The sequence below is a fragment of the Rugamonas rivuli genome, assembly GCF_009380165.1.
Classification (GTDB): domain Bacteria; phylum Pseudomonadota; class Gammaproteobacteria; order Burkholderiales; family Burkholderiaceae_D; genus Rugamonas; species Rugamonas rivuli.
Genome location: NZ_WHUF01000007.1, coordinates 144,119 through 155,439, shown reverse-complemented (window position 1 = coordinate 155,439; position 11,321 = coordinate 144,119). Strand labels below are relative to the sequence as shown.

Sequence of the window (11,321 nt, the reverse complement as noted above, 5' to 3'; positions counted from 1 at the left end):
CTCTGTCCTCAAAGGGTAGCTTTTGTTTTGCTGTGTGCGGCGCGGATGCGGTCGCCGAAGGAGCGCTGCTCCAGCACGGCGATGGCTTGCGCCAGGCATTCGGACAAGGGGAAGTCCAGGTCCGCATCCAAGCTGTCGGCCGCGCGCTTGGTGGCTTGCCAGCATTCCTGCAGGCGGGGCAGCAGCACCTCGCCCTGGCTGCTCAGGCGTACTACGCGCTGGCGGCCGTCCGCGCCGCTGGCCTCGACCAGCAGCAGGCCTTCCTTTTTCATCAGCGCCACCGTCTGCGTCACCGCCGGCTGGGTGATGCCGGCCACCTCGGCAAGCTGGCCGATGGTCGCGCTGTGCTGCTGCGCCAGGGCGCGCATCACCGGCGTGTAGCGGGGCCGGTAGTCCAGGCCTGCATCCGTATAGGCCTGTTGAACCGCGCCGTCCAGCAGTTCGATCAGGTGTCGTAGTTGGGTTCCGAGTCCTTGTTTCATGAAGCGATGGTAGCACTATTTATATAAGCGCTTATATATATTTTCAAAAAAAATGGGTTCGGGATAAAAAAAAGACCCAAGAGCCTGAGCTCTTGAGTCTTTTTTCTTGAATCTGGTCGGAGTACAAGGATTCGAACCTTGGACCCCCTGGTCCCAAACCAGGTGCGCTACCGGGCTGCGCCACACTCCGAAGAAGCAAGATAATACAAGCTGCTCCAGTATCCGTCAAGTGTCACTATGAAATCAGTATGTACCATGGCGATTTTTTTTCAATGTGAGATTATGGCGGTGTGCAGACCTTATCTAAACAACCATGAGCGCGATCCTCACCCAAGTCCAGCCTGCGACTATGCGCCGGCCGGGGATAGTCGCGGGCATCGCCGTCTCGCTGGTGCTGCATGCGGCGCTGATCTTCGGCTGGCGGCTGGCGGCCCCCAGCGCGCCAGACGAGCCGCGCCCGGCCAAGGCCATGACGGTCTGGCTACAGCCGCCCGCACCGCCCAAGCCCATCGTCGCCAAAGTGGAACCGCCGCCGCAAAAACCGGAGCCTGTCCAACCGCGCAAGAAAGAACGCCCCCAGGTGGCCGAGCGCGCCAGCCCGCCGAAAGCCGTCATCGCGGCCGCAGCCGAGCCAACACCGGCGCCCACCGCCGCCCAGGCGATCACGCTGCCGCCGGCCGGCACGGCGCCCGATCCGCTGCACCCCGAGCTGCAACCGAAGAAATTCGACATGGACGCGGCGCTGAAAACGGCCCGCAAAGAAGCCAACGCCAAGGACCCGGCCCGCGCCGGCCTGCCGGTGGCGCAGCTGGAAGACCATCCGCTCTATCCGGAGCAGCGGGATAGCAAGCTGACGCGCGACATCAAGGGCGCCGCCCGGCCAAGCTGCCTGAAGGAAGGCGGCAACCTGTTGACTCCGCTGTTCTGGCTGCTGGACAAGAAGGACAGCGGCTGCAAGTTCTGACTATTCTTCGCCCTTGAGCTGCAAGGCGCGGTCGTACAGCGCGTTCTTCTTGCGGCCGGTGATCTGCGCCGCCAGGTTGGCGGCCTGCTTGACCGAGCACTCGGTCAGCAGGATCTTGAGGATGCGCTCCGCTTCCACATCCTGCTCGTCCTCGGCGGCCGGGGCGCCGGCCAGCAGCACGACGAACTCACCCTTCTCGCGATGCGCATCGGCGCGGATCCAGGCTTCCGCCTCGGACAGCGGGCAGCGGTGGATTTCCTCGAACATCTTGGTCAGCTCGCGCGCGAACACCACCTGGCGCTCCGGCTCGAACACCGCCGCCAGCGCCGTGGCGCAATCGAGGATGCGGTGCGGCGCTTCGTAGAACACCATGGTGGCCGTCACCGCGCGCAGCGTGCCGAGGAAATTCTCGCGCTGCTTGGCCTTGGCCGGCAGGAAGCCGACGAAGTAAAACTGATCGTTCACCAGTCCGCTGGCCGACAAGGCCGTCACCGCCGCCGACGCGCCCGGCAGCGGCAGCACGCGCAGGCCGGCCGCCCGCACCGCATCGACGATGCGCGCGCCCGGATCGGACACGGCCGGCGTGCCGGCGTCCGACACCAGCGCGATGCGCTCGCCGGCCTGCAGGCGGGCGATCAGCGTGTCCGCCACTTCGCGCTCGTTGTGCTGGTGGGCGGCGATCAGCGGCTTGTGCAGGCCGAAGCGGGTCATCAGCTGGGCGGTGTTGCGGGTGTCCTCGCAGGCCACGGCATTGACCAGGCTCAAGACGTGCAGCGCCCGCAGGCTAATATCCGTCACATTGCCGATCGGGGTCGCCACGACGTACAAGGTTGCGCTAGGATAGGTCTGGTGCGCCATTTCGCCCATCACGGGCAGGGTGGCGATGGAGCTGGATTCTTGTGCGGTCATTGGGGGTAGGATGAATAGTGTGAGGTTGTCGCTGCTGTGTGCGGTCGCGGCACTGGTCAGTGCGTGCAGCACGCCTTTCTGCAACGCGCCCGGAGGATTGTGCGCGCCCGGCTCATCAAATACAAGTGCGGCGCCGCCGGCCCGGCCCGCGCCGCTGCCCAAACCACCCCCGGAACCGACACCGCCGCCGGCGGAAACCTTCGCCGTCACGCTGCCGGGCATGGCCGCCGCCGCGCCTGCCGCAGCCGGAGCCGGCCCGACCGCCAGCGCCGATCCGGGCCGGACCCGCGCTGCCGACGAGGCCGCCCAGCCATCCAACGCCCCGATCCGCATGACGCTGCTGCTGCCGCTGCGCTCCGAGGCTCTGGGCCAAGCCGCGTCGTCGGTGCGGGCCGGATTCCTGGCGGCCTGGGAGCGCGACCGCGACAACATCGCCGTCACCGTGATCGAAACCGGCGACGTACCGCAGGACGTGCTGGCCAGCTACGCCCGCGCCCAGCAGCAGGACGACATCATCATCGGCCCGCTGGCGCGCTCCGCCGTGGCAGCCATCGCTGCCAGTCCGCTGACGCAAAAGCCGACCATCGCGCTCAACTATCCCGAAGGCCACGGCCTGCCCGGCGCGACGCCACTGCCGCCGTCCATGCTGGCGATGGGCCTGTCCATCGAAGAAGAAGCCCGCCAGGCCGCCCAGTGGGCCGCCGCCGCCCATCCGGGCAGCACGGCCATGGTGTTGAGCACCAGCACGCCATGGCAGCGCCGCGTGGCGGCCGCCTTCGCCGCCCAGTGGCAGCGCCACGGCCTGCCGGTCAAGCTGGTCGAGCTGAGCGCGCCGGACGGCTACCTCAGCGATCCGGAACTGGTGCAACTGCGCGCCCGCCTGCGCGACGACCTGCCCGGCCTGCTATTCTCCGCCATGGGCGCGGACCAGACCCGCCAGCTGCGCGCCGCCCTCGGCGACAATTTCAACAGCGAGCCGGCCAACCCCATCTTCAGCACCGCCGACGCGCTGCCGCCGCCACCGGCCCCGGCGCCGGCCGGGCCGCTGCGCGGACTGCCGGTCTACGGCACCTCGGCGCTGAACGCCGGCAGCGGCAACAACAGCCCGACCCAGGAGCTCGACGGCGTGCGCCTGCTGGACCTGCCATGGCAAATCCAGCGCGACCACCCGGCGGTGATGGTCTACCCGCATCCGCCGCAGCCCGGCAGCGCCGACCTCGAACGCCTGTACGCGCTGGGCATCGACGCCTACCGCGTGGCGCGGGAGATCGCCCGCCATCCGGTCGGCCGCTTCCACCTGGACGGCGTGACCGGCCGGCTGACCATCGATTTCGGCCAGGGCGCCGCCAGTTTCGAGCGGGTCGAGCAATCGGCGGTGGTGAAGAACGGCGTGCCGCAGCCGGTCACGCCGTGAGGCCGCCATGCCGCAGACCGAGCAACAGCGCCTGGGCCGTCTCGGCGAAGACCGCGCCCTGGCCCATTTGCTGCTGCACGGCCTGGTGCTGGTCGAGCGCAACTTCCTCTGCAAGGCGGGCGAAATCGACCTGATCATGCAACATGGCGCCCACCTGGTGTTCGTCGAAGTGCGGCGCCGGGCGGGCAGCCGCTACGGCGGGGCCGCAGCCAGCGTCACCCCGGCCAAGCAGCGGCGCCTGATCCACGCCGCCCAGTTCTATCTGCTACGCTACCCCAGCCTGCCGCCATGCCGCTTCGACCTGGTCGCCATCGACGGTGAAAAGTTGTCATGGATACAAAACACACTCGAAATGTAAGCATTTTTAACAGCGCTTGTCCGGCTCGTTGAGCGGCTGCACTATAATCAGCACACTATGAATAATCAACGCATACTCTCGCACTTCCACGAAAGTGCCGAACTCAAAATCCAATCCGCCACCGTCCTCGCTCCGCACATCGCGCAAGCGATCGAGCTGATGTTCTCGGCGTTGTCCAACGGAAACAAGATTCTGGTGTGCGGCAATGGCGGTTCCGCCGCCGACGCCCAGCACTTCGCGGCCGAGCTGGTCGGGCGCTTCGAGCGCGAGCGTTTCCCGCTGCCGGCGATGGCGCTGACCACCGATACGTCGATCCTGACGGCGGTGGCCAACGACTACAGCTACCGCGAGATCTTCTCCAAGCAGGTGCAGGCCTTCGGCCAGGCCGGCGACATCCTGCTGGCGTTCTCGACCTCGGGCAACTCGGCCAACGTGATGGCGGCGATCGAAGCGGCGCTGGAGCGCGAAATGCGCGTGGTGGCCATGACCGGCAAGGGCGGCGGCGCCATCGGCAAAATGTTGACCGACGCCGACGTGCATATCTGCGTGCCGGCCGACCGTACTGCCCGCATCCAGGAAGTCCATCTGGTGACCATACACTGCATTTGCGACGGCATCGACGTCGCGCTATTCGGAGGAGATGTGAATGAGTAATCCCGGCGATATCTGGAAAAAAGTACAACGGCCGCTGGCCATGAGCGTGCTGTGCGGCGCCATGCTGGCGTCGCTGTCGGGCTGCGTAGCGCTGGTCGCGGGCGGAGCCATTTCCGGAACGCTGGCCGCCACCGACCGCCGCACCCTGGGTGCGCAGACGGAAGACCGGGCGATCGAAGTCAAGGGCGGCATCAAGCTCAACAACGTCATCGGCGATGCGGGTCACACCAACATCAACAGTTTCAACCGCCGCGCCCTGCTGACCGGCGAAGTGCGCGACGAGGCCATGAAGGCCGCCGCCGAGCGCGAACTGCGCGGCATCGAGGGCGTGCTCTCGGTCATCAACGAGCTGGAAATCGCCGGACCGTCGAGCTACACCTCGCGTTCCAACGATGCGCTGATCACCACCAAGGTCAAGGCCAGCCTGGTCGACATGAAGGATATCTCGGCCAACTCCTACCAGGTGGTGACGGAGCGCGGCGTGGTCTACCTGCAGGGCCGCGTGACCCAGCGCGAAGGCCAGATCGGCGCCGACGTGGCGCGCGGCGTCAGCGGCGTGAACAAGGTGGTCAAGGTGTTCGAGTACATCACCGAAGAAGAGTGGAAGAGCTACCAGCCTAGCAAGCCGGCCGGCAACTCGTAATTCCGGGGAGGTCTATAATGGCCTCACCTTCCTCGATGTCTGGGCTTATCATGCAAGAGACCAAATCCTCCCCCGGCTGGGTCAAGCCGGTCGTGGCCGCCGTGTTGATCGGCGCCATCGGCCTGGGCGGCTACCTGACGCTGAACCAGCGCCAGAGCGCGCCGGACGTCACCTTCGTCAGCATCAAGGGCGAAAAGATTTCGCCGGCCAGCCTGCGCGGCAAGGTGGTGATGGTCAATTTCTGGGCCACCTCGTGCACCACCTGCGTGGCCGAGATGCCGAAGATGGTCGACACCTACAACAAGTTCAAGGGCCAGGGCCTGGAGTTCGTCGCCGTGGCGATGAACTACGACCCGCCCAACTACGTGCTGAACTATGCTGAAACGCGCCAGCTGCCGTTCAAGGTGGCGCTGGATGCCGACGGCTCAGCCGCCAAAGCCTACGGCAACGTGGCGATGACGCCGACCACCTTCGTGATCGGCAAGGACGGCAAGATCCTCAAGCGCTACCTGGGCGAACCCGATTTCGCCGCCCTGCACAAGCTGCTGGAAGAATCGCTGCACGGCTAGAAGCCGGCCTGCAGCGACAGGTACAAGCCGTGCTGCTTCTTCGGATTGAAGATGGTGATGTCGCCCAGTTCCGCATACGCGGCCGTCACTGAAAAGTTCTTGCTCGGGAACCAGGCAACGAAGGCATCGTAATACGCCTTCTCGTTGTCCACGCCCAGGTTGTGCGGCTTGCGCCGGTACTCGGCGCCCACCGCCAGCTTGCGGTTGACCAGGTAGGCCGCCGACACTTCCGGCATCAGCCGCTGGCTGTCGCCCTTGTCCCCGCCGAATCCCAATATCCCCATCTGGTTGGCGCGGGTCGCCCGCAGCGTGCCGTTCAGCAGCAGGCTCTGCTCGAACAAAATCTTGGTGGCCGCCACATAGTAGTCGTAGCCATGGTCGTCCTTGGCGCCCAGTTGCGTCACATTGGTCACGCCCAGCGCGCCCAGCCCGCCTATGCCCTTGTTGCGCTTGTACAGCACGCCAATCGCCACCTGCGGCATCCAGTTGTCCTGCTCGTAGACGGCATCGCCCGCCACCTTCAGCTTCAGGCCCAGGATATCCTGCTTGATGTTCAGCAGGTTCAACGGCGCCAGGCTGCCCTTGAACTCCTGCTTGGCCAGCGAAATCTCCAGCCGGTCGGCGATGCCCACCGCCACGCCGTAGCTGTTGAGCTTGTAGTCCTGGGTGTCGATGTAGGTGTAGTGCGCGTTCGCACTCCAGCTGTCGCGCGTGCCGTAGCCGCTGATCAGCGCCCATGGCGTGATGCCGCCGCCGCCCGCGCCCTCCACCTGGCTGACGCCGCCGGTGGCGAGGAACTTGCCCAAGTCCGGCTTGGTCTGCGCGACCGTGGTGGTCACGATGGCGCGCTGCATCGGCGCCAGCTTCGCGATCAGCTTGTTCGATACGCTGCTGGGCACATTATTCTGCTCCATCGCGATCTGCAAGTCTTCCGCCAGCGCGTTGAACATGGCGTTGGTGATCTTCAAATCCTGGTGCACGGTGGCCATGTCGCGCACGGTACCGACGCCGTCCATCGTCTTGTCGCGGTATTTGCCGGTGTACTTGCACGGACCGCCGGCAAACTCGCAGAACTGCTCCTGCAACCGCACGTTGAGCTGCACCATGTCGAAGTCGGCGAAGCTTTCCTTGATGCGCGGATCGGCCAGCAGCATGGGAACAAAGGTATCGACGATTTTCTTGATGCCTTCCTTGCCGCCCAGCCCGCGATAGGTGGAGTCGTCGGTGTAGGGAGTTTGCGCCGTGGCCAGCGAGGAGGCCAACAGCAGGCCGAGTGCAGCCGTTCTGGAGAATTTCATCATGTCGTATCCTTATGAATGGGGTCCATGCCCGGCTACAATTTAGCAGTTATTTCGGATACAAAACCATCTGTGTGCAGCGGAACAACGCTATCGTTTTACCAGTCGCCTTGTTGGTGACAATGGCGTCCCACACCTGCGTGGTGCGGCCCAGGTGCACCACCTTCGCGGTCGCCACCACCACGCCATCGCGCGCCGTGCCCAGGTGGTTGGACTTCAACTCGATCGTGGTAAAACTGTTCGCGCCTTCCGGCAGGTGCGAGAAACAGGCGTAGCCGCAGGCGGTATCGGCCAGTGTGACCACGCTGCCGGCGTGCAGGAAGCCGTTCGGCGCCAGGTGGCGCGGCGTGACCGCGAACTCGGCCACGATCTCGCCTTCGGCCACGCCGGTGATGACGATGCCCAGGTGATCGGGCAAGGTGCCTTTGCCGAACTCGTTAAAATATTCGGGGTTGAATTTGCTGGCGTCCATGACAGTCTTTCGCGAGAAGGGGGCTTGCGCCCGACGCCAGCGATGATAGCAACTTTCACCCTACATCACACGGACCCAGCTGCCTTTGTACAGTATCGGCCCGGTCGGCCCTTTCGGATCCGGCGAGCCGCCCTTCGGTTCCAGCGTGACCGCCAGCAGCGCCACGTCGTCGCCGATGGCCTTGCTGGTCATCGCCAGCCTGACCTCCCCATGATCGCCCACCAGGCCCAGCGAACGCGGGTTGCCCGACTTCGGCACCGCCCACAGCTCCAGCGATTTATCGCCCGGCACCGCCGCCGCACCAACCACGCGCACCGTCATCGCCTGATGGCGGCTGTCGCCGGTCAGCACCAGCGCGGTCTGAGCCTTGTCGTCGGCCAGCGTGGCGATGTAGTCGAGCTGTGGCGCCTCCAGCGTGCGCGTGGCCACAACGACCACCAGCAAGGCCGCGACGGCGCTCGACGCCACGCCCAGCGAACGCCAGAACGTCACCGACTCGTTGCGCCAGAACTGCCAGGCCGCATAGGCGCTCGGCAGGTTCAGGCGGCGCTCGATGCCGCGCCACACCTGCTTGCGCGGCGCCTGCGCGGTCGAGAACTCGGCCAGCGGCGTCAACCGGTCCTGCCATTCGACGACGATGCGGCGCAGCGCCGCGTCGTTGTGCAGATAGCCTTCGAAGCGGCGGCGCGCGCCGCCCTTCAACGTGCCCAGCACGTATTCGGCTGCCAGCTTTTCGCGCAGCGGGGCGTTGTCGCGGAGGTTCACGCGCGTTCTCCCTTGGCCAGGCACGTCTTCAGTTTTTCCAGGCTCCGACGTATCCAGGTCTTGACGGTGCCGATCGGCAGCGCCATCTGCTGCGCCACTTCGCTGTGCGACAGGTCATGGAAAAAGGCCAGGCCGAGCACCTGCCGGTGCAGCCCTTCCAGCGCGGACATGCAATAGGCCAGCGCCTTGGCATCGCGGCTCATTTCGAGTGCCTCGATGGGCGTGGCTCCGGGATCGTGCAGTGCATTGATAACCTCGCTGTCAAACTGTTCCCCGTCGATTTCGGTGGTGGCGTCGCTACGGCGCAGCAGGTCGAAGGCCTTGTTGCGGACGATGGTGGTCATCCAGGTCATCGGTGCGGCCAAATGACTCTGATAGCTGCCGGCGTTATTCCAGATCGCGACGAAACTCTCTTGCAGCACCTCTTCGGCAAGTTCGCGCTTGATCAATATACGCAGCGCGAAGCCAAACAGTTTCGCTGAGGTTGCATCGTAGAGTGAACGAAATGCGACAGCATCGCGCTTGGCCGCGCCGTGCAGCCAGGTGCGCAACTGCTGGGGATCGAGAATATTCGCGTCGGACACTGCGGGCCTTGGGGGAAGTGGAGGAAATGGGCAAGCGTGAGAAAAATACCATATCCCGCGTACGCGCGAACACAAATATATTTTGAATCCGATCGCCCCATCCTCGCGTACATGCCCCATCGATAACGCACTGCGAGGGCAATACCATGATCGAACGCAGCATCGCCGGGCTGATCGCCGCCGCCATCGCGGGCTGCGCCGGTGCGGCCGAGGCCGAACCAGGCGCCAACGATGCGCCGTCCAACCGCGTGGTCGTGTTGGCACATTACGACAACGCGCTCGGCACCTCGGACGCCGCCAGCCAGGGCACGGTGACGTCGGCGCTGATCGCCAGCCGTCCGGCGCTGCGCACCGGCGAGCTGCTGGAGTTCGTGCCCGGCATGATCGTCACCCAGCACAGCGGCGACGGCAAGGCCAACCAGTACTTCCTGCGCGGCTTCAACCTCGACCACGGCACCGACTTCGCCACCTATGTCGACGCCATGCCGGTCAACCTGCGCAGCAACGCCCACGGCCAGGGCTACTCGGACCTGAACTTCCTGATCCCGGAACTGGTGCAGCGCATCGACTACAAGAAGGGCAGCTACTACGCCGACGAAGGCGATTTCTCTTCGGCCGGCGCGGCGCACATCCGGCTGGCCGACCGCCTGGCGCAAGGCAGCGCCAACCTGACCTTGGGCAGCTACGGCTACCAGCGCGGCGTGCTGGCCGACTCGTTCGCGGCGGCCGGCGGTACGCTGCTGTACGGCCTGGAGCTGAGCCGCAACAACGGCCCGTGGCAGACGCCGGAGCAGGTGCGCAAAGCCAGCGCCACGCTGCGCTACACGCGGGGCGACGCGCAGGACGGCTACAGCGTCACCGCCATGGCCTACCGCAACCGCTGGAACGCCACCGACCAGCTGCCACAGCGCGCGGTGGACGACGGCCGCTTCGACCGCTACGGCAGCGCCAATCCCAGCGACGGCGGCGACACCTCGCGCACCAGCCTGGCGTGGGCCATGCACAGCCGCGGCGAGGGCAGCCTCGCCGAAGCGTCGGCCTATCTGGTGCGCTCCAGCCTGGACCTGTACAGCGACTTCACCTACCTGCTCAACGACCCGGTCAACGGCGACCAGTTCCAGCAAAGCGAGCGCCGCACGATGGTCGGCTTCAATGCGAGCCAGACGTGGGTCAGCCAGTTTGCCGGCATCGACATGCGCAACAAGTTCGGCGTGCAGACGCGCTACGACCACATCGCGCCGCTCGGCCTGTACCACACGGTCGCGCGCCAGCGCATCGCCACCGTCAGCGAAGACCGCGTCAACGAAGCCAGCGCCGGCCTGTATTGGGAGAACACCAGCTACTGGTCACCATCCTTCCGCAGCATCGCCGGCTTGCGCCATGACGCCTATCGCTTCAACGTCAACGGCGCGAGCACGCAGGCGCACAAGACCTCGCCCAAGCTGTCGCTGATCTTCGGGCCGTGGCGCAGCACCGAGTACTTCGTCAACTACGGCGCCGGCTTCCACAGCAACGACGCACGCGGCGTGCTCAAGGCCGCCGATCCGGCCACGCCGCTGGTGGGCACGCGCGGCGCGGAACTGGGCGTGCGCGGCGCATGGCTGCCCGGCCTGCAAAGCTCACTGTCGCTATGGACGCTGGATATCGATTCCGAACTGGTGTTCGCCGGCGACAGCGGCGACACCGAGGCGAGCCGCCCCAGCCGCCGCCGTGGCGTCGAATGGAGCAATCACTATATCGCCGCGCCGTGGCTGCTGTTCGATCTGGACCTGTCGGCATCGCACGCGCGCTATCGCCGCGACGACCCGGCCGGCAACCACGTGCCGGAGGCGCTGGACAAGGTGGCCTCGTTCGGCGTGACGGTCAAGGATATCGGCCGCTGGTGCGGCGGCTTCGAGCTGCGCTACTTCGGCCCTCGTCCACTCATCGAGGACAACAGCGTGCGTTCTGCCGCGACCACGCTGGCCTATGGTCGCATCGCCTGGCAGCTGGACCGCAAGACCAGGCTGACGCTGGACGGCTTCAACCTGTTCAACCGCCGCGCCAGCGATATCGACTACTACTACGCCTCGCGCCTGCCGGGTGAGCCGGCGCAGGGCGTCAACGGCGTGCACTTCCATCCCGTCGAACCGCGCACGCTGCGGCTGACGCTGAACCGGAATTTTTAAAACGAATTTTTAAAACATAAATATTGGCGAACCTGAATCCG

13 protein-coding genes, 1 tRNA gene and 1 pseudogene are annotated in these 11,321 nt (G+C 65.5%); 7 read left to right on the top strand and 8 right to left on the bottom strand.

What is annotated here, in order from left to right; all coding sequences use genetic code 11:
* Positions 1 to 8: 8 nt before the first annotated feature.
* Together GEV01_RS24500 and GEV01_RS24495 are read right to left on the bottom strand one after the other, a co-directional pair.
* On the bottom strand, positions 9 to 482 hold the full coding sequence (locus GEV01_RS24500) for a MarR family winged helix-turn-helix transcriptional regulator (RefSeq protein ID WP_152808067.1): 474 nt from the start codon (positions 480 to 482) through the stop codon (positions 9 to 11).
* 113 nt (positions 483 to 595) lie between these two features.
* Positions 596 to 672 (bottom strand) — tRNA-Pro (locus GEV01_RS24495).
* Positions 673 to 795: 123 nt separating this feature from the next.
* On the opposite strand from GEV01_RS24495, the gene GEV01_RS24490 reads away from it, so the two are divergent.
* On the top strand, positions 796 to 1,446 hold the full coding sequence (locus GEV01_RS24490; protein ID WP_152808066.1) for a hypothetical protein: 651 nt from the start codon (positions 796 to 798) through the stop codon (positions 1,444 to 1,446).
* Here GEV01_RS24490 and rsmI read toward each other — a convergent pair whose 3' ends face one another.
* Positions 1,447 to 2,355: a 16S rRNA (cytidine(1402)-2'-O)-methyltransferase gene (rsmI, locus tag GEV01_RS24485; protein ID WP_008443181.1), complete on the bottom strand. Its 909-nt coding sequence runs from the start codon at positions 2,353 to 2,355 to the stop codon at positions 1,447 to 1,449.
* Positions 2,356 to 2,365: 10 nt separating this feature from the next.
* Between rsmI and GEV01_RS24480 the strand changes: the two genes are divergently transcribed.
* Genes GEV01_RS24480 through GEV01_RS24460 form a run of 5 tightly spaced genes read left to right on the top strand, consistent with a single transcriptional unit; the run spans position 2,366 to position 5,993 of the window.
* On the top strand, positions 2,366 to 3,769 hold the full coding sequence (locus GEV01_RS24480) for a penicillin-binding protein activator (RefSeq protein WP_152808065.1): 1,404 nt from the start codon (positions 2,366 to 2,368) through the stop codon (positions 3,767 to 3,769).
* A 7-nt stretch (positions 3,770 to 3,776) separates the two neighbouring features.
* A complete protein-coding gene (locus GEV01_RS24475) occupies positions 3,777 to 4,127 on the top strand; it encodes a YraN family protein (protein ID WP_152808064.1) in 351 nt (116 codons plus the stop codon).
* A 57-nt stretch (positions 4,128 to 4,184) separates the two neighbouring features.
* Positions 4,185 to 4,781 (top strand): phosphoheptose isomerase, encoded by a 597-nt coding sequence (locus GEV01_RS24470; RefSeq protein WP_008443191.1) that lies wholly within the window; start codon positions 4,185 to 4,187, stop codon positions 4,779 to 4,781.
* Entirely contained in the window at positions 4,774 to 5,424 is a 651-nt protein-coding gene (locus GEV01_RS24465) for a BON domain-containing protein (RefSeq protein ID WP_008443193.1), read from the top strand. The genes GEV01_RS24470 and GEV01_RS24465 overlap by 8 nt, the downstream gene beginning before the upstream one ends.
* Before the next feature lie 50 nt (positions 5,425 to 5,474).
* Positions 5,475 to 5,993, top strand: coding sequence for a peroxiredoxin family protein (locus GEV01_RS24460; protein ID WP_152808063.1), 519 nt, complete (start codon positions 5,475 to 5,477; stop codon positions 5,991 to 5,993).
* On the opposite strand, the gene GEV01_RS24455 is transcribed toward GEV01_RS24460, so the two are convergent.
* The 5 genes and pseudogenes from GEV01_RS24455 to GEV01_RS24440 all read right to left on the bottom strand — a co-directional run bounded on the left by GEV01_RS24455 (position 5,990) and on the right by GEV01_RS24440 (position 9,112).
* Positions 5,990 to 6,847, bottom strand: coding sequence for a DUF3034 family protein (locus GEV01_RS24455; protein WP_152808334.1), 858 nt, complete (start codon positions 6,845 to 6,847; stop codon positions 5,990 to 5,992). The genes GEV01_RS24460 and GEV01_RS24455 overlap by 4 nt on opposite strands.
* Positions 6,845 to 7,291: pseudogene (locus GEV01_RS31355) on the bottom strand (group I truncated hemoglobin); the annotation flags it as partial. The gene GEV01_RS24455 and the pseudogene GEV01_RS31355, both read right to left, overlap by 3 nt.
* A gap of 49 nt (positions 7,292 to 7,340) precedes the next feature.
* Positions 7,341 to 7,763, bottom strand: a complete 423-nt coding sequence (locus GEV01_RS24450) for a PaaI family thioesterase (protein ID WP_152808062.1) — start codon at positions 7,761 to 7,763, stop codon at positions 7,341 to 7,343.
* Positions 7,764 to 7,823: 60 nt separating this feature from the next.
* Positions 7,824 to 8,528: an anti-sigma factor gene (locus tag GEV01_RS24445; RefSeq protein WP_328595613.1), complete on the bottom strand. Its 705-nt coding sequence runs from the start codon at positions 8,526 to 8,528 to the stop codon at positions 7,824 to 7,826.
* A complete protein-coding gene (locus GEV01_RS24440; RefSeq protein WP_328595612.1) occupies positions 8,525 to 9,112 on the bottom strand; it encodes a sigma-70 family RNA polymerase sigma factor in 588 nt (195 codons plus the stop codon). Before GEV01_RS24440 ends, GEV01_RS24445 begins: the two co-directional genes overlap by 4 nt.
* 146 nt (positions 9,113 to 9,258) lie before the next feature.
* Between GEV01_RS24440 and GEV01_RS24435 the strand changes: the two genes are divergently transcribed.
* The gene (locus GEV01_RS24435; RefSeq protein ID WP_152808060.1) at positions 9,259 to 11,280 is read left to right on the top strand and encodes a TonB-dependent receptor; all 2,022 of its coding nucleotides are present in this window, start codon (positions 9,259 to 9,261) and stop codon (positions 11,278 to 11,280) included.
* Positions 11,281 to 11,321 lie beyond the last annotated feature (41 nt).